14 protein-coding genes and 1 other annotated feature are annotated in these 18,531 nt (G+C 66.9%); of the genes, 7 read left to right on the top strand and 7 right to left on the bottom strand.

Features of this window, described 5'->3' with window-relative positions:
- Positions 1-2: 2 nt before the first annotated feature.
- From VXD91_RS17720 to VXD91_RS17695, 6 genes are all read left to right on the top strand, one after another.
- On the top strand, positions 3-1,487 hold the full coding sequence (locus VXD91_RS17720; protein WP_212807120.1) for an NAD(P)/FAD-dependent oxidoreductase: 1,485 nt from the start codon (positions 3-5) through the stop codon (positions 1,485-1,487).
- Between the two features lie 9 nt (positions 1,488-1,496).
- Positions 1,497-2,267, top strand: coding sequence for a MerR family transcriptional regulator (locus VXD91_RS17715; RefSeq protein ID WP_346415969.1), 771 nt, complete (start codon positions 1,497-1,499; stop codon positions 2,265-2,267).
- A gap of 3 nt (positions 2,268-2,270) precedes the next feature.
- Positions 2,271-2,657 (top strand): hypothetical protein, encoded by a 387-nt coding sequence (locus VXD91_RS17710; RefSeq protein ID WP_318987001.1) that lies wholly within the window; start codon positions 2,271-2,273, stop codon positions 2,655-2,657.
- A gap of 224 nt (positions 2,658-2,881) precedes the next feature.
- A protein-coding gene (locus VXD91_RS17705; protein ID WP_346415968.1) for an IS3 family transposase occupies positions 2,882-4,134 on the top strand; the annotation gives its coding sequence in 2 pieces (ribosomal slippage) (positions 2,882-3,179 and positions 3,179-4,134; 1,254 coding nt in all).
- Positions 3,166-3,297: a sequence feature (AL1L pseudoknot), on the top strand. It overlaps the preceding gene by 132 nt.
- 135 nt (positions 4,135-4,269) lie before the next feature.
- A complete protein-coding gene (locus tag VXD91_RS17700; RefSeq protein WP_346415967.1) occupies positions 4,270-4,776 on the top strand; it encodes a hypothetical protein in 507 nt (168 codons plus the stop codon).
- Between the two features lie 146 nt (positions 4,777-4,922).
- Positions 4,923-5,246: a hypothetical protein gene (locus VXD91_RS17695; protein ID WP_318987003.1), complete on the top strand. Its 324-nt coding sequence runs from the start codon at positions 4,923-4,925 to the stop codon at positions 5,244-5,246.
- 74 nt (positions 5,247-5,320) lie between these two features.
- On the opposite strand, the gene VXD91_RS17690 is transcribed toward VXD91_RS17695, so the two are convergent.
- Both VXD91_RS17690 and VXD91_RS17685 read right to left on the bottom strand, forming a co-directional pair.
- Positions 5,321-6,751 (bottom strand): DUF222 domain-containing protein, encoded by a 1,431-nt coding sequence (locus VXD91_RS17690; RefSeq protein WP_346415966.1) that lies wholly within the window; start codon positions 6,749-6,751, stop codon positions 5,321-5,323.
- 473 nt (positions 6,752-7,224) lie between these two features.
- A complete protein-coding gene (locus VXD91_RS17685; RefSeq protein ID WP_318986663.1) occupies positions 7,225-10,320 on the bottom strand; it encodes an MMPL family transporter in 3,096 nt (1,031 codons plus the stop codon).
- A 113-nt stretch (positions 10,321-10,433) separates the two neighbouring features.
- Here VXD91_RS17685 and VXD91_RS17680 point away from each other — a divergent pair, with 113 nt between their 5' ends.
- The gene (locus tag VXD91_RS17680) at positions 10,434-10,994 is read left to right on the top strand and encodes a TetR family transcriptional regulator (RefSeq protein ID WP_318986662.1); all 561 of its coding nucleotides are present in this window, start codon (positions 10,434-10,436) and stop codon (positions 10,992-10,994) included.
- Here the strand turns inward: VXD91_RS17680 and VXD91_RS17675 are convergent.
- From VXD91_RS17675 to VXD91_RS17655, 5 genes are read right to left on the bottom strand one after another with little or no spacing between them, the layout of a single operon-like run.
- A complete protein-coding gene (locus tag VXD91_RS17675) occupies positions 10,991-11,980 on the bottom strand; it encodes an alpha/beta hydrolase (protein ID WP_318986661.1) in 990 nt (329 codons plus the stop codon). The genes VXD91_RS17680 and VXD91_RS17675 overlap by 4 nt on opposite strands.
- A complete protein-coding gene (locus tag VXD91_RS17670) occupies positions 11,977-12,762 on the bottom strand; it encodes an exodeoxyribonuclease III (protein ID WP_318986660.1) in 786 nt (261 codons plus the stop codon). The genes VXD91_RS17675 and VXD91_RS17670 overlap by 4 nt, the downstream gene beginning before the upstream one ends.
- Positions 12,763-12,772: 10 nt before the next feature.
- Entirely contained in the window at positions 12,773-16,114 is a 3,342-nt protein-coding gene (locus VXD91_RS17665; RefSeq protein ID WP_318986659.1) for an SbcC/MukB-like Walker B domain-containing protein, read from the bottom strand.
- Positions 16,107-16,772, bottom strand: coding sequence for a DUF4194 domain-containing protein (locus VXD91_RS17660; protein ID WP_318986658.1), 666 nt, complete (start codon positions 16,770-16,772; stop codon positions 16,107-16,109). The genes VXD91_RS17665 and VXD91_RS17660 overlap by 8 nt, the downstream gene beginning before the upstream one ends.
- Positions 16,765-18,237, bottom strand: a complete 1,473-nt coding sequence (locus VXD91_RS17655) for a DUF3375 domain-containing protein (RefSeq protein ID WP_318986657.1) — start codon at positions 18,235-18,237, stop codon at positions 16,765-16,767. The genes VXD91_RS17660 and VXD91_RS17655 overlap by 8 nt, the downstream gene beginning before the upstream one ends.
- Positions 18,238-18,531: the final 294 nt, after the last annotated feature.

The raw sequence follows: 18,531 nt of genomic DNA, 5'->3' as shown, positions 1-18,531 counted from the left end.
GAATGACCATTTCTGTAGCGATCATCGGTGCGGGCTTCGCCGGCATCGGAGCCGCCATCCGGCTCAAAGACCAGGGCATCACCGATTTCGAGATCTTCGAGCGCGGCACCCGGGTCGGTGGCACCTGGCGCGACAACACGTATCCCGGTGCGGCGTGCGACATCCCGTCGCGCCTGTATTCCTACAGCTTCGCGCCGAACCCGGACTGGTCGCACACCTACTCCGGTAGCGACGAGATCCTCGGCTACATCGACAGCATGGTGGAGTCGTTCGGTATCGCGCCGCACATCCGCTTCGGCCACAACGTCACCGGTGTGGAGTACGACGAGGTGGCGGGGGAGTGGACCGTCAACTTCGAGGGGCGCGAACCGGTGCAGGCGCGCGCCGTGATCGTCGCCTCGGGACCGTTGGCGAACGCCAGCTTCCCGAAGATCGAAGGCATCGAGACCTACGAAGGCAAGAAGATCCACAGTGCCCGTTGGGATCACGACTACGACTTCACCGGCAAGAAGGTCGCGGTCATCGGTACCGGCGCCAGTGGCGTGCAGATCGTCCCGGAACTGATCAAGGTCGCCAAGTCGGTCAAGGTGTTCCAGCGCACGCCCGGCTGGGTGATCCCGCGCATCAACGGCGCGACCAGCGGCTGGCTGAAGCGCATCTACAAGGACGTGCCGTTCGCCGAGAAGCTCGCGCGGTCCGCGTGGTTCTGGGGACACGAGTCGGTGGCGCTCGGTGTGGTGTGGGACAGCCCGTTCACCCGGGTGGTCGAGGCACTGAGCCTGGCGAATCTGCGCCTGCAGGTGAAGGATCCGTGGCTGCGCCGCCAGCTGACCCCCGACTTCTCGGCCGGCTGCAAGCGGCTGCTGATGACCGCCGACTACTACCCGGCGCTGCAGGCCGACAACTGCAAGCTCATCACGTGGCCCATTGCACGGTTGTCGCCCAAGGGGATTCGGACAGTCGAAGGCATCGAGCACCAATTCGACGCCATCGTTTTCGCCACCGGTTTCGATGTGTCCAAGGCCGGCACCCCGTTCCCCGTCATCGGTATCGACGGCCGGGAGCTCGCCGCGGAATGGAGCCGGGGCGCGTATGCCTACCGCAGCGTCGCGGTATCCGGTTACCCCAACCTGTATTTCACGTTCGGACCCAACTCCGGACCCGGCCACAGCTCCGCGCTGGTGTACATGGAGGCGCAGATCGACTACATCGTCGAGGCGATCTCCAAGCTGCTGCAGTTCGGGTGGAAGTCGCTCGACGTCCGGCCCGAGGTCCAGGCCCGGTACAACGAGGACATCCAGCAGCGACTGCAGTCCACGACGTGGAACTCGGGCTGCCAGAGCTGGTACCTGACCGAGGACGGCTTCAACGCGACGATGTTCCCCGGGTTCGCCACCCAGTACGTCAACCAGCTGAAGACGGTCAATCTGCACGACTTCAAGATCACTGCTGCACAGACCAGCAGTGCTTCGGTCCTGACCGCATAGAATCCGCTGGTGGCTGAGTACCGGATCGACGACCTCGCGCGCGAAGCGGGGACGACAACCCGGAACGTCCGCGTCTACCAGGAGAACGGCCTGCTGCCCCGGCCTCAGCGCCGGGGCCGGGTCGCGATCTACACCGACCGGCACCTGAGCCAGCTGCAGGCGATCGTCCGGCTGCTCAGCGAGGGCTTCACCGTCAAGCACATCTTGAAGTTCCTCACCGGCCTGCAGCGCGGTGAGGGGCTCGTCGAGGTGCTGGACCTGGCCGATCTCGAGGAGCTGGTGATCGCGCCGTGGTCGAACCCCGAGGCGCAGACCATGACGCGCCAAGAGCTGGAGATGGCGCTGGGCCGGCTCGACGGCGCGACGCTGCGACGGCTCGTCGCCGGCCGGATCATCGAGCCGACCGACGAGAAGGACTCCTACCTGGTCCCCGACCGGCGGGTGATCGACGACTTCGCCAAGCTCATCTCCCGCGGGATGCCGTTGGCGGCGATCCTCAAGACCACCACGGCGGTCGACAAGAAGCTCGACGAAGCGGCGCGCGCCATGACCCGGGCCGGGCACACCGAGGTGGTTCGGCAGCGCGGGACCGGCTGGTATCCCAGCAACGACGTCGAACTTGCCTGGGCCGCCGACCTCATCGATGCCATGCGCCGTGTATCTCGCCGTTCTGCTCACGCTAGCCTTGACCGCGCGTTAGATGAAGCGGTGCGTGCCGAGCTGCGGCAGTACCAGCAGGAGGCCAAGGACAAGGGGGCTCCTGTCGAACGGAAGGCGTGAGTCATGGCGCAGGCAGGCGAAGCCGAGAGTGCTCCGGGCAAACGGCGGCGTGGGCCGAGGACACTCGTTCAGGCGGTGTTCGCGTTGATGGACGACGTCGCCGAGCTTCGCAAGTCCGCGCAGTACATTGCCGACAACATCGCCAAGCTGAGCGAGAGCGCAGCGGGCATCGACCGGCATGCGGAACTGATCGCCAGCCAGATCACCACCCTGACCGAGGCCGCCGCCGGCATCGACACCTCTGCCGAGAAGATCGCCCACGGCGCCAACTCGATCGCCGCGACCCTGCCGAGTCTGCAGCGGCTCGCCGAAGTGGTCGAGCCCCTCGACAGCACGGTCGCCCGGCTCGGGTGGCTCGTCGACCGGATTCCCGGCGGAAAACGCAGCTAGTCGTCAATTCCTGTTCTCGCAGAACGGAATTCGTCCGGGCTCGTCAATATCGATACCCGCGCCGATCGGCTATTGCCACCCGCCGGACATCGGAGGAACGTATATCGGTGGACCGGCGGTGCCGCTGGGGCGCTGCCCCGATATAGAGGGGGTGGGTCGTGTACGCACGCTCTGAACCGTCCTGGGTCTGGTGGAGTCCGTGATCGCACCAGGAGGATGTGGCTGTGGCTGCACAGAGGAAGTTCGACCCGGAGACTCGTGAGCGGGCTGTACGGATGTATCAGGACCGGATTGCGCAGGTTGGTGATTCCAAGCGGGGGGCTCGGCGGCATGTCGGGGAGATTCTCGGGATCAATGAGGCCACGTTGCGCAACTGGGTCGAAGATCGTTACGGAACGAGCACTTCCGCACCGCGCGGCGAGAGTGAGGACCCGGCCGCCGAACTCACGGCGTTGCGTCGAGAGAACGCCGAATTGCGTAGGGCGAATGAGATTTTGAAGACCGCGACAGCGTTTTTCGCGGCGGCGGAGGTCGACCGCCGACTTCGGTGATCGTCGACTACATCGACGCTCACCGCGACCGGTTCGGGGTCGACCCGATCTGCACCGTGCTCGCCGAGCACGGCCTGCCGATCGCCCCGTCCACCTACTACGCGGCCAAAGCCCGTGGCCCGGTCAGCGATGCCGCCTGGGCCGAGGCCCACGCCGCCAACACCGTGCACCGGCTCTACGTGGCTAACCGGCGGCTCTACGGTGTCCGCAAGATGTGGCATGCGATGAAACATGCTGGTCACGAGATCGGCCGGGACCAGGTGGCCCGGCTGATGCGCATCTGCGGTATCGCAGGAATCGTGCGTGGAAAGCGGTGCACGATCACCACCACCGCAGACCCGGGCGCTACGCGGCACCCCGATTTGATCGACCGCCAGTGGGGTGCACCGACCCGGCCGGATCAATGGTGGGTCGCTGATTTCACCTACGTGTGGACACTGCAAGGGTTTGTCTACACCGCGTTCTGCGTCGATGTGTACTCCCGCCGAATTCTGGGATGGCGGGTGATGTCGACCAAGGCCACGCCGTTGGTGACCAGTGTCCTGGAACAGGCTGTGTTCACCCGCAGGAGAACCGACTTTCGTTTCACCACAACAGGTTTGGTTCATCACTCCGATGCCGGAAGTCAGTACACCTCACTGGCGTTCACCGACGCGCTACGCGACTCGGGCATCGCCGGGTCCATCGGATCGGTCGGCGATGCGCTCGACAACGCACTGATGGAATCAGCGATCGGACTCTACAAAACCGAACTGATCGGCCGGGACAAATCCTGGACCGGCCGCACCGAGGTCGAACGGGAAACAGCCACCTGGGTGCATTGGTACAACACCACCCGCCTGCACTCCTCGCTCGGCTATCTCTCACCGACCGCCTACGAGAACCGCTACCGTGACACCGTCACCGCCATACCGGAGGTGGCCTAACCGAAGGTCTCCATCCAGACCAGGACGGTTCACTCTACCACTATTCACGCACAACCCTCGGCCATCGATGCGGGAGTTGCGCACCTCCGCGACGAAGTGATGCCCCAACTCCAAGGCCTCGAAGGGTTCGTGGGCATGTCGCTGCTCACCGACCGGCAGTCCGGCCGGTGCATTGCGGTGACGGCGTGGGAGTCCGAGGAGGCGATGAACGCTGTCGCCGAACAAGTTCGGCCGATCCGCGAAAAGGCCATCGAGATGTTCGGCGGCGCCGCTTCCGTCGATGAGTGGGACATCGCGTTGTTGCACCGCGCTCGCCAGATGCCCGAGGGTGCATGCGCACGCGTTACGTGGGGGCACGTCGACCCCGCCCACGCCGATGCGGCCATCGACCATTTCAAGAGGAACATCGTCCCCGACAGCGAGGCGCTCGAGGGCTTCTGCAGCACCAGCCTGCTGGTTGATCGGAACACCGGCCGCGGTGTGGCCTGCACGACGTTCGACAGCCGGGAAGCCATGGAGCGCAACCGGGATGGCGCGCAAACGATGAAGCAGATGCGCATGAAGGAAACCGGTGCGGACGAGCTGGACGAGGCCGAATTCGACGTGGCCTTCGCCCACCTGCGGGTGCCGGAACTGGTTTAGCCACAGGCGCCGAACCGACCCGAGTGCCGGACTGCAACGGTGCCGGGTCGTGTTCGGCTGCCTCATGTGTGCAAGCCCCAAGAATCTGCCAAGTGCCGGGCTGCATGCTGCATTCACCAATCAGCAGCAGAGACAGGTGAGTTCACATGACGCGACGAATCGCACGACTGGCCGCGGCGGCGCTGTTGTCCGGCGGGATGGGTCTGGCCGCCTTCGGATTGAGCACCGGCATCGCCCAGGCAGAACCCTCCTCGGGTACCTGGTGCCCGGGCCAGCCGGTTCCCGGCGGCTTCACCGAGGTCGACTGGGACTGGACGATCTGCCATCGGTACAACCTGGTACACCGTGGCATGCCGCCTCAGGTCGTTGGCATGACCGCGGAAGACGGCTGGTACGGCGGCCACCCGCACTACCGCACCGTCGCGGGCGAGAACACCAACGCGACCTGCCAGTTCTTGGGGTGCCCGTAGCTACGGCCGGCAGGGTGGTCGACAACGGCCGCTCATGATGGTGAAACCCATTGTGAGTGGCCGTTTTCCGCATTTCAGAACGGTGCCGGTTCATCCCACTGCTCTGCTGCCGCGGCCGTGTCGGCGATGCGTTGTTCGTTGGCTGTGCGGGCTTGGTTGATGAGTTGTCGGCGTTCTTGGGCGCGGGTGTGTTTGCGTTTGGGCATGCAGTGACCGCGTGTGGGTGTGCGTGGCGGTTCTTCGGTGACCGCGGGTGTTCCGGTGGGTTGGGCCAGTTGTGGGTACCAGTGGGCGCCTTCGGGTTTGGTGATGTAGGTGTGCCCGGTGGGGGCGGTCCACACGACGGTGCCGTCGGGGAACTGCTGGTCCTGCCAAGGGTGGAAGGTTTTGAGCAGGTGATGGAACCGGCACAGGCATTTGAGGTTTGACGGGTGCGTCGGCCCTGCGGGATAGGCGGTGGTGTGGTCGATGTCGCAGGCTTGGGCGGGCCGGTCACAGCCAGGGAATCGGCAGGTCAGGTCCCGGCAGCGCACGAATTCGGCGAGTTTGGCCGAGGGCCGGTATCGGGGTTCGGCCGCATCCGGTGGCAGGTCCACCTGGCGGATGGTCGCGCCGTCGGCGAGTCGTTCGACTTGGTCGGCGGGGATCTGTCCGTACCCGGGCAGGAATCCGGGGGCCTGGCCGTCCACTGCCTGCGGTGTGGCGATGACGTGGATGACCGCGCGGGTGCCGACCGTCGGCGCCGGTAGATCACCGGCAGCGCCCGCGGCGGCGGGGCAGTCGTCCTGGCCGCACTGGCAGCGCAGCCGGCCGCCGCGGGCCAGGGCGTCGATGGCCGCGGCCCGGCGTTGATCGTGGGAGCGCGGATCGGCCTTGCACACCCCTTTCGCCAGGTCATCGAGGGCGGCGTCGAGCACCGCGGCGGTCGCGGCGTCCACCGTCCCGCAGACGCTGGCGGCGCCGGGGCCGCAGGCGCGGATGTCGAGGTAGCGGGCTTGGGACGGGGGTTTGGGTGGGTGCACACCGGCCTGGTCGGCGTTGGCGATGATCGCGTCGATGCGTTGTTCCATTTTCGGTTTCGACAATCGTCCCCAGGCCACGATCTTGGCGGCGAGGTCGGCGTCGACGCGTTGGGCGACGTCGTCGTCGATGATCAGGTCGGTGCGGGCGACGATCATCGCGACCATCACCGCATCGATCAGTCCTTTCGCATACACGGCGGCGACTTTGGGTAGGCGGGTGCGCAGCATCACCGCCCGGTCCACCTGGGCCTGTGCCCGTTTGCGGGACATCCCCAGCGCGGCGGCGACCTCCACGACCAGTCCGGCGTAGCCGTCGATCGCCCAGTACCGTTTTTCGATGTCGTCGTCGGGGGCTCGTAGCTCCCACAGGTCGCCGATCGCGGCCAGGCGGCGGGCGCCGGCGGCGTTCTCCTCGCGAGAGGCGAGGGTGATCGCGTCGACCGCCGCGGCCGCGGCGTGGGGACCACCATTTGATTCGCTCATACGTTCGAATGTAGACCTGCCCACCGACAAGCCCAGGCGGTTGCGACACCCTGGCATCGACGACGATGAGGACACCTAAACAGAAGAGCCCCAGCAAGATTGACGCCCGGGCGGGGATCGTCGACGGTTAGGGCAACTAGCCAACTCGGCCCGGCGAGAGGCGCCGATCCCCGACGGTTAGGACGACTAGTCAACGGCGCGGCGCAGTAGCAGCGATTAGTCAACCTAACCGTCGAGGGTCCGACACCCGCCCCGAGAACTGCGGGGGCCGAAGCGCCCCGGTCGCGGCTCGTGTGAGCCCTCCAAGGACAACTAGCTGATCTAACCGTCGACGATCAGAGACTCCCGTCAGAGAACCAGGGCGCGTGCCCCTCGACAGGCAGCTAGGCGACCTAACCGTCGACGATCCGCCGGCGCTGCCTCCAAAGCAGCGGGTAGCGGTCGGAGGACCGCCAGCGATGTAGCCGGCCCACCTAAGCGTCGGCGGTCACCGGCTCGCGCTCCGTGCTCGCCGTCGCAGAGTGCCCGGCGTTCGGCTTGCTCGGCCACCAGATGCGGTTGCCGATCATGGCCATCGCCGCCGGCACCAGCACGGTGCGGACCAGGGTGATGTCGATCAGCAGGCCGATGCCGATGGTGAACCCGATCTGCAGCAGGTTGATCACTCGGCCGGTCATCAGCGCGAACATGGTGAGCGCGAAGACGATTCCGGCGGTGGTGATGACGCTGCCGGTGCTGCCGAAGCTGCGCATGATGCCGCGGATCATGCCGTCACCCGACTCTTCGCGGATACGGGCGGCGAACAGCATGCTGTAGTCCGCGCCGACGGCGATAAGCGCCATGAACGACACCGGGAAGACCGACCAGTCGATGTCGACACCGATGAGGTGCTGCCACACCAGGACGCTAAATCCAGAGGCGGCGGCGAACGACAACGTCACGACCGCGACCATGAATACGGGCGCGAGGATGCTACGGAGCAGCGCGATCAGCACCAGCAGCACACCCAGGATCGCGACGATGCCGTAGACGGCGAAGTCGTGCCACACCTGGTCACGCATGTCGGCCGACAGCGACGCCAGGCCGGTACTCGCGAAACGTGCTGTCTGCAAAGACGTTCCAGACGCGGCCTCGGTCGCCGCCGGCGCCAGTGCGCGGGAGGCATCCAGGGCCTGGGCGCTGTACGGGTTGATCTTCCAGATGACGAGCATCCGCGCGGTCTTGCCGTCGGGCGAGAACAGCAGGTCCTGTGCGGCCCGGAAGGCCGGATCGGAAAAGCCTTGCGGCGGAAGGTAGAAGCCCGAGCCCGGGCCATCGCCGGTGTGCGTGCTCAAGGTCGTCAGGTAGTCCGTCGCCTGACCGAGCCCGTCGGTGAGCCGCCCGGACATGGTGACCACCTGATCCACGCCACCCTTGACCTGATCGAGGCCGACGGCCAGTCGAGTCATCCCGGCGCTGAGCTGGTCGGCGCCACGCACGAGTTCGGTCAGCTGGGTGCGAGCCTGCGCCGGCGAACCGCCGGGCAGGTTCGCGACCATTTTCTGCAACGTGGCCAACGCATCTCGGATGGCGGGCTCGGCGGCCCGCACCTTCTCGACGGTCACCTGCGGCACCGCGGAGAGCCGCTGCGCCTGCAGCAGCGCCCGGCTGACCGCACCATTGGATATGGCGTCGAGGTCGGCGATGTCCGCGCGGGCCCGGCTGCACACCGGGTTCATCAGGCAGTCGGGGCCGGGTTGCGGGTCCAGCGCGGAGCCGAGTGCCGAGCTCACCAGCCGACCGGCATCGGCGACCTGCGCGTTGCCGTCGATGGCCTGCAACGCCGCGTCGAGCAATCCGGTGGAGGAACTGAGATCGGCCAATGCCGACCGGACGTCCACGGTGCCGTCGGTGAGGGTGGACAGCCCGGCGCCGGCGGCCTGGTACCCGTCGAGCACCTGATGGGCGAGCCCGGTGACCTGCCTGATGCCCGAAACCAGTTGGGGAAGCTGAGTCACCGCGGACGCCGCGCCGTCGCGCAGTTGGGCCGCGCCGGAGTCCAGCCGGTGGATGTCGGGAACGGCCTTGTTGACCTGGTTCTTGGCATCGCCGAGCCGGTCGGCCACGATCCCCGCCTGGTAGCCGATGGTGGTCTGCGGCAACTGCTTTCCGGCCGGCCGGGTCATCGAACGGACGTAGGCAATCTCGGGCATCCCTGACAGGCGACCGGCAACGCGGTCGAGCGCGGCCAGGTCGTCGGTGTTCCGCATGTCATGGTCGGCCGAGACGATCAGGTATTCCGGTGCCGCCTCGTTGACACCCCAATGGGCGTAGGTCTTCTCGTAGCCGACGGAGCTCTCGGTGTCGTCGAGCTGCATGGAATTTTCGTCGAAGTTCACCCGGAAGGTGGTGAGAACCGCTGCGGAACTGAGCAGCAGCACCAGCGATGCCGTCACCAGGACTCCGGACCGGCGGATCATGGTCGATCCGATGCGGCGCCAGCGTCGGTCGTTGAGGGGACGCGGTTCGGCGAGGCCGCGGCGTCCCAGGATCGACAGCAGGGCGTAGGGCAGGGACATCGACACCGCCAGTCCGACGACGATCGCGATGGCGATCGGTGGGCCGGCGGCCTTGAACATGCCGAGCTCGGTGAATCCCATCGCGGTGGCGGCCGCCGCGATGGTCAGCATCGAGGCGATCAGGATGCCCGAAACCCGCTGCCCGGCTTGCGCTATCGCATCGACGACGGGCACCTGGCTGCGCCGGGCCTCGTGATAGCCGGCGAGGATGAAGATCGCGTAGTCAGTGGCGGCCCCGAGCAGCATCGCCGTCATCAGCGAGATGGTGAAGTTCGAAACGGTGAGGGTCCCGCCCATGCCGAGCAACGACACGATAGGGCGGGCCACGCCGAGGGCGATGCCGATGGTCAGCAGCGGGACCATTGCCGTGGCCAGCGACCGATAGACCATCAGCAGTACCAGGGTGATCAGTAGGACGGACACCGCGGTGATGATCAGCAGGGAGAAGTCCATGGCACTGAACAGGTCGGCCAATGTCGGCGACGGTCCGGTGAGGTACACCCCGACCCCCGGGGGTTTGGGCAGGGCCTGGAGCTCATCGCGGATCGCGATGGTGTTCGTGTGTGCCTTGGTGGACCCGACGTCGCCGGTGCCGGCAAGGACGAGGTTGATCGCCTTGTGGTCGGGGCTGAGTGCGATGTCGCGCAGTTGCGGATTGTCATAGGTGTCGAGCACGTAGGCGACGTTGGTGGTGTCGCGCTGCAAGGTGGCGACGATGTTGCGGTACAGGGCTTCGTCGGCCGCGTCGATGCCCTTCTCATCGACCAGCACCACGCTCCCGACGGCCGAGGACCGCGGGACACCGAAGGCGTCGGACATCTCGCGCAGAGTCTGTGCGGCCTTGATGTTCGCGGGCATGAACGGCGCCGAGTGCTCGGCAACGGTCTGCTCGAGTTGGGGGATGGCGACGTTGAGGATTCCGGCGAGTGCGACCCAGAAGCCGATGACGGCCCACGCCCATTTGGCACAGAAACGGCTGGTGGCGGCGAAAAACCTACTGTTGTGTCCCACCCGGACCCCCTTGATTCGAGACCGGAACTACACCGTTCGGTCTACTATTGGAGGCAGACGCTAGTAGACCGACTGGTGTACAAACAATGCTGAAGGACAGGGAGTTACGTCACATGAGTGCCCGGGATCGGCTCGTCGTCACAGCCATCGATCTGATTCGGCGCCAGGGCGTTTCCGGCATGGGGCTCAGCCAGCTGCTCGAACGCAGCGGTACCGCGCGGCGGTCCCTCTACCTGAACTTCCCTGGTGGCAAGGCCGAACTCGTCGCCGACGCGACCGTCGCCGCAGGCAACATGCTGGGCGACGGCATCGACCGCCTGATCGGCGAAAACGGTCCGGTCGGGGCGGTGCGGGCCTTCGTCGAGATGTGGATTTCAAACCTGACCAGCAGTGACTTCGAGGTCGGCTGCCCGATCATGGCTGCCGCACTCGGCAGGTCAGAGGCACCGGCCGCGGCCGACACCGCTGGTGAGGTCTTCCTCGACTGGGAACGCCGCATCGCCGCCGGCCTGGAAGCCGCCGGCCTGTCACCCGATAACGCCGCGCGGCAGGCGACGCTGACCGTTGCCGCCGTGGAGGGCGCCATCGTCATGGCCCAGGCAACCAAGTCGGACGTGCCGCTGCGCCGTGTCGAGGCGGCGCTCGTCGAGTCGGTGGAGCAGTACCTGAATTAGGCGGACTTTGCCGGAGCCGTGCCGGAAAGGCAGTCGGCGATGAAACTGGCCATGCGCGCGTAGGCCCGGCGGCTCTCGGGCAGCCCGGGGAAGATGGCCGGGAACGCGTGGACCTGGCTGGGCCACGCCGCGACATCGCACCTGCGCCCGGCCTGGAGCAGTTTGTCCTGCATCCGTTCGGCGTCACACAGCAGTGATTCCGTCTCGGATGCGACGATCAGCGACGGCGGCATCGCGTCCATCGGACCGGACACCGGCTCCAATTCGCCGAGATTGCCGGCGGGGCAGATGCGCTCGGTGATGACCGGGAAGCCGGCGGCGATCCCGAAGACGTCCGTCGCCGCGGTCGCATGCGCGGTGCGTGCGGCGTTGTCCAATTCCAGCAGCGGCGAGATACCGACCACCCCTGCCGGTGCCGGGAGCCCGTGCTTCGGGGCCTGTTGCGCGGTGGCGAACGCCAGGAATCCGCCGGCCGAGTCGCCGGCGAGAATGACCTTGGCCGGGTCGACGCCCTGGCTCAGCAAGTGACGGTAAGCGCCCAGGCAGTCCTGGATGGTCGTCGCCAGGTCGACCTCGGGGTACTGCCGATACTCGATGTGTACCAACGGCAATCGCGTGACGCGCGAGAGCGCGGCGACGGCGCGCAGGTGGGTGTTCAGATCACCGAGAACGAACCCGCCGCCGTGGAAGTACAGGATGACCCCGTCGGTGATGGGCGCGTCGAGGTCCGACGGCGAAACCCACTCGACCGGCAGGCCGTTCCAGTTCTCGGCGACCAGACGGAAGCCGCGCGGTGGCCGACGACGCTGCAGGCTGGCCAACTTGTTGACATTGCGTCCCACCCGCACGATCCGCTGTGTCGTCGCCTCGTACTCCGCCGTGGTCAGCGCGCGAATCAGAATACGGGCCAACAGCAATGACGCGAAGAAGTGGATGATGCGGGCGCGCAGGCTGGCCGGCTCGGCGGCGTGAATGACCGCGCTCACTGCGCCAACTCCACCAGCACCGGCGCATGATCGCTGGGCTGCTTGCCTTTTCGCTCCTCGCGGACGATCTCGCCGTGGGTGACGCGGGCCGCGAACTCCGGTGAGCCCAGCACGAAGTCGATGCGCATGCCCTGCTTCTTGGGGAACCGCAGCTGTGTGTAGTCCCAGTAGGTGTAGACGCCCGGCCCCGGGGTGAACGGGCGCACGACGTCCGCGAAGCCGGCGTCGTTGATGGCGCGGAACGCCGCACGTTCCGGCTCGGAGACGTGCGTCGAGTTGGCGAACACCGCCATGTCCCAGACGTCTTCGTCGGTCGGCGCGATGTTCCAGTCACCCATCAAGGCCAGCGGCAGCGACGGATCGTCGGCCAGCCAGCCGGCCGCGGTATCACGCAGGGCCGCAAGCCATTTGAGTTTGTAGGGCAGGTGGGGATCAACCAGTGTCCGGCCGTTGGGGACGTACAGGCTCCACAGCCGGACCCCGCCGCAGGTGGCGCCGATGGCGCGGGCCTCGTCGGCGTCCTGCCACTGCGGCTGGCCCGCGAAACCGATCTGCACGTCATCGAGTCCGACGCGGGACGCGATGGCCACCCCGTTCCACTGGCTGTGCCCGACGTGCGCCACCTCGTAACCGAGCGCCGCGAACGGCATGGTCGGGAACTGCTCGTCCTTGCACTTGGTCTCCTGCATGGCGAGCACGTCGACGTCGGCGCGGGACAGCCAGTCCGTGACCCGGTCGACCCGGGTGCGGATGGAGTTGACGTTCCAGGTGGCGATACGCATGACGCTCCGATCAGACAGGCTCGGGGACTTTCAGTTCCCGACGTAGGGCAGTGAAATCGGTGATGGTCTTGGTCGCGACATTGGCGACCGGCCGGGCATTGCGGCCCGTGGCCTCGGACTTGGACACCATCACCACGCCGTCGATGTACGGCTGAATGGTGGTGGCGTTCTGCACCGTCGCGACGATCACCAGCTGGAAACCGAACTTGCGGAACGCCTGCAGCGCCTGCGAGGCGAACTGCGGGTCGGACTTGGAGAACGCCTCGTCCAGCATCAGCTGCGCGAAAACCGGCTTGTTGTCGCCGCTTTCGGGGTTGGCCAGGTTGAAGCTGAGCGCCCCGGCCAGGCAGAAGGCCATCAGCTTCTCCTGCTCGCCACCGGAGTTGTCACCGGCGTTGCTGTGCGTGCGGATCAGCTCGCCGCTCGCCACGTCCCATTCGGCGCAGTCGAACGTGAACCGGTTGCGCACGTCGAGCGCATCGCGGGTCCAGGCGCGGTCCTCGGGGTTGTTGCCGGCCAACCGGTTTCGCAACCGCAGGATGTCGGCGTACTGGTCGAGGATCGCCTTCTTGTCGCCCAGCCCCACCTCGGCGATGCGCCGGGAGATGGCTTTGACGATGTCGGTCAGTTCGGAGACGGCGACCATGCTGCGCGGGTTGGCGCGCAGCGTCAGGCGGGTGCCGCGGTTGAATTCCACTGCGCCCAAACCGGTGTTGACACGGTCGATCTGCTCGCTGATGCGGCGGGTCTCCTGCTCGGCGACGCGGTGCAGCGTCAGGATCGCGTCGGGCGCCTGCTCGGTGATCAGGCGCATCATGCGATCGTAGGCGTCGGGCAGCTCGCGCTCGTCGATGTGACGGCAGACCGCCACGTAGTCGTAGATGCGCTCGTCGAAGTCATCCGAGTCGTTCGGAATCGCATCCGGGAACGAGGCGTCGAACGTCGCGACGATGCGGGACAACTCCTCGTAGGAGCGCCGGCGGCTCTCGGTGAGCTGATCGCGTTCGCGGCGGATGGCCGCGAACAGCGCCTCGCGGTGCGGCTCCGGATTGAGCAGCTCCAGCGGCACCGGGACGTCAGCGGCATAGCGGCGCAACAGATCTGTGGCCTGCTCCGACACCGCGGCGGGGGAGAGCCGGTCCTGCAGATCCATGAGCTTGGTGCGGCGGGCGTCGAGATCGTCGCGCCGGGTCTGGATCGCGCCGCGCCGCGTCATCAGGGTCTGGATGTCGACCCAGCACTCCTCGGCGCGCGCCGACAGCGCCTCGATGTCGGGGTGGTCGGCCAGCAGCAGCTCATACTGCTCGCGGAGCCGGTCGGCGTGACCCTCGGCGGTGTCGGTGTCGATCTGGCTCCACTGCGGGAATTGTTCGTAGACGGCCTTGCACGCCGCGGCCCGGTCACGCCACCGTTGCCGTTGCGCCGCAATCTCATCCGCAGCGCGCCGGGCGGTGTTGAAGGCCTCCTCGGCCTCGGTGAGTTCGGCGTGCAGCGCCTCCAGCTTGGCACTGATGTCGCCCTGGTAGATGAACTCGGAGGGCTTGATCGGGCGCCGGTCGTCCTTGATGGCCAGCCGGTCGGAGTCCTTGTACAGACCCGTGTCGGTGACGGCCCGGCGGAAGCGGACGAACACGTCGGGGGTGTCCACGCAGATGTGGTCACCGGCCGCGGCGATCACGTCGGCGGCCTCGGCGGCGCAGGGGTGTTTGGGCTTGACCAGGAACAGCTTGCCCGCCAACGTGTTCGGCTCGGCCTCGCGTCCCGAGGCGCCGGCCCGGACGTGGTGCAGGGCCAGCCGTCCGCGCATGTTGGTCTCGTTGACGAACCGCAGTACCTTGGCATAGTGCTGATCGGGCACCAGCAACCGCAGGCCGACCCCGCGCAGCACCTTCTCGACCGCGAGCCGCCAGCGTGAGTGCTCGGGCTGCAGATCGAAAAGCTCAGCGACATAGGGCAGTTCGGCGGGGTCGATGCCGACGCCCGCGCAGATGTGGTCCCGCATGGTCACGGCGGACTCGGGCAGTGCCGAGCCGACGTGCTCGACGCGCTTGAGTTCCTTGGCCGCGTTGTCGCGCAGGATGCGCGCCGACTTCTGTGCGTACTCCGCGTCAGTGCTGGCGTCGCGCCCCCACTCGAGCTTGCCCAGCATCTCGGTGGCCTGTCGGGTCAGTTCCTCGCGCAGGTTCCAGAATTCGTCGGCGGTGTCGGGCACGTCGACGCCGAGGGCCGCGACCATCTCCTCATAGGCCGCGCGCCGCCGCGCCACATCGTCGGCCTGCGCCTCGGCCGCGTTGACCTGGGCCTGCAGCGGGCCGACATTCGCCGACGCGCCGTTGATCTGGGCGTTGAGCGAATCACCTTCGGCCTTGGCCAGATTGAGCTGCCGCGTCAGGTCGGCGTTCTCGTTCTCCAGCTGGTCGATCGTCGCGTCGAGCGTCTCGATCTCGGCGGGGCAGTGCCGCAGCCGGACGTGGTCGGTGTAGGCCCGCACCATCGGCAGGTCCACCAGATCGATGATCCCCAGGTCGGTCGATTCGGAGGCATAGCGCACCTGGATGGCCTCGATGTCACCGAGAATCTTGCGCTTGCGTTGCGCCACCGCGAGCAGTTCCCGGGCCTCGACGAGGGGGTCGATCTGTTTGAGCGCCTCGGGCAGCCGGGCCAGGCTGTCCGGTTCGTCCAGCATGAATTCCCGGACGAACTGCTCAAGCCCACCAACGCTTTTCAGCGACTTGGCCTTGCCGAGCAGCTGCTGTGCGGCGTCCGACGCGCGGATGCCGATCGAGGCATACAACTGCGCCAGGTACTGCGACTCGACCTTGGTCGTGAACCGCCAGCCGTCGCCTTTGAACACCCCGGCGTCGAAGCGGCCCGCGGCCCACCGGTTGCAGACGTCCTCGATGTCCAGGTCGCCGTCGCCGATGACGAACCGGCTCGACGAATCCGAACGTGATTCGCCCGTCAGCCATTTGAGCACCAGGCCGGTGATGGTGCGGCCGGTGTTGCTGGTGTAGGTGACGGCAACGGCGGACCAGGTGGTGCCTTCGCCGCGCAGGTACATGACCTGGCTGGTGCCGGCCTCGCTGCGCTGGCCCCAGGCGCCGCGGACGTACTTGTCGACCGTGCGGCGGCCCGCGCTCGAGCCCGCCGCGGTGTTGTCGCCGGACGCGTTGAAGTTACGCCGGTTGAACGGCAGGAAGCCCAGTGAAATCGCGTCCAGCAGTGACGATTTGCCGCTGCCGGAGGCACCTGCGACCAGTGAGCCGCCGGCGCTGAACGGAATGCTGTGATAACCGTCGAAGACGCCCCAGTTGATGATCTGGAGGCGGGACAGGTGGAACTGCTCAGACATCGGCTTCCGTACCTCCGCCGGTGAGTTGTTCGAACTGCTGCTGCAGCTCGGTGATCACCGAGGCCGTCATCACTGCCGTGATGACGGGACTCACGGTGTAGCTGTCCTCGTCGTCACGGCTACGGCGCAGGATGTCCAGGCCCGTCAGGCGCGCGATGGCGGCATCGATGCGGGCGGTGAAAGTGACTGCGTCGCGGTCGGTTTCGTTCAGGACGCCGCTGAACATGCCGTGCATCTCGTCGCGGGTGATCAGGAAGCTCTGGTCGCCGCCGGCGCGCATCAGCTGTGCCAGGTGCAACGCCAGGATCGAGTCGTAGGTGCCCAGAGGCTCACGGCGCAACAGCTTGATGCCCTTGGCCGACTCGTAACGGGCCTGCTCGATGAACGCGATGTCGACGCCTTCGGAGATGCGCAACTGCAGGTCGAGTTCGGACAGCCGCACCGACAATTCGCTGCGGTACTCCAGAATCCAGCTGTAGATGTCGCGGTCGGACTCGCTGCTGATGTAGCGGCGGGTCAGCAGATGCTGCAGGGCCCAGCAGGCGCGGTCCGGCATGGCGCTGACGTCGCCGTCGAACCGCGGGCGACGCTGCTGCGCCGCCCGGCTGGTGCTGTCGACCTCGGGCAGCGAGGCGAAATCGATGGGGCTGTCAGTCATGCATGGCTCCTGTACTCATGACCGGCTCGGTGAACATCAGGTAGGGCACCTCGATCTCGCGGTCGCGACCGTCGAGCGAGCGGAAGCGCACCGACATGGTGTCGTCGCTCTGGTCACCCGGTCCTGCGGGTTGTTTGAGGGCCCACGACCACAACACGATGACGTGGCCCAGGTACGCCGAATCGAGCATCGAGACGGCCTCGGCCAGCGAGACTGGGCGGCGCGCGACCGCGGCATTGATCATCTCGGACATCGCGGGTGCGTCGACCTGGGTGGTCAGCGCCGCGAAGGTCGACAGGTCGACGTCGCCCTGTGCCGCTTCGGCGGGCTTGGGTGCCGAGAGGTCGCCGATCTTGAAACTCAGTGCGCCGATCGAGCTGATCGCGTGCCGGGCCAAGGGGACTTCGATATCCAGGCGGGAGTCGGTGAGGGACGACTTCAGCAGTGTCCGGGCCGCGCCGATGGCCTCGTTGAGCTGGCGGGCCACGCCGCGGCTGGACTCCATGGTGCCGAACGCGGTGAACCGCTTGACCCGCTGCGCGCATCGCTGCTGGATGCGTTCGACCTCGTCGATCTGGTGGCCGATCAACTCGAAGAAGCCCGCCATCACCTTGCGCAGCGCCGGGTCCAGCTCGGGCAGCGCCGACGCCACGGTGGCGATGTCGTTCTCGAATTCGGCGCGCTGGTCGGGGTCGTTGATCATGCGCAGGAACGCGCGATGCGAATCGCGGCCCGCCGAATCCCACGCCGCCTGGTAGTCGGCGTACATCTGGCGCTGCCGGTCGCGGTACTCGATGTTGGTGTCGATCGGATCGTCGAGCGCCTGCGTGGCCTGCTCGATCATGGTGCCGTAGAGGCCGATGTCGGTGATCAGCCGTTCCATCTGCAGCGCGATGGCGCGGGCCTCGTCGTACATGTCGGTGACGTCGGGCTCGGGGCGCAGGCCCGCTTCCAACTCGTCGAGCTCGCGGTGCAGCGCGGCGATCTCGGCTTCGATACCGGCCCGGATGCGGTCGGGGTCGTTTCCGGCACGCGTGGCGATCTGACGCATGCGGGACGCGATACCGGCGATCGAACCGCCGGTGGCGATGCTGTCGCCGCGACGCATGCCGCGGACGAAGTCGAGGGCACGACGCGCGTCCTGCGTCAGATAACAGACATTGCGTTCGGCACCCGTGCGGGTTTCGGCAACGCGGTGCACCCAGCCCTGGCTGGCCCACGACTTGATCAGGGCGAGGCCGGACTGCCCGAGCTGGTCGTCGGTGTCGCCGAGCGCCGCCAGATCGCGTTCCAGCCGGACGACCAGATCGGTCTCGGCGACCATGCCGTCACTGAGGTGCCGCTCCATCAACGTGGCATAGACGCCGAGGTTGTTGGTGGCCAGCAGCCGGACCGCGCGCGAGCCCTGAACGTCACGGTTGAGTTCGAGCAACTCGGCGGCCGACAGCGCCGCATTCTCTTGCACCCGCAACCCCTGACCAGCCTGACACTTCGGTGCGTTCCACCGCCGATCCAAGATACTTGGCGAAGTGCCGGCCGGCATCGGCGGTCGTGCCCTGCGGAGCCCCGGACGACCGTCGCCCGCATTGCCCGGGACCGTCAGTCCCACATGTTGTCTCACCATGTGGACACCGGTCGAAGCCTCGGCCGGCTGCTGGACATGCGGCTGCAGCAATCTCGCGAATGCGTCGCTGTGACCCATGCCCGATTTGCCCCGTGTGGGAAACAGGGCGCCCCCGCCGAGTTCACAGGGCGGCTT

Origin of the sequence: Mycobacterium sp. SM3041, from assembly GCF_039668335.1 — a bacterium.
Classification (GTDB): domain Bacteria; phylum Actinomycetota; class Actinomycetes; order Mycobacteriales; family Mycobacteriaceae; genus Mycobacterium.
This window is presented reverse-complemented; position numbering and strand designations above follow the sequence as displayed.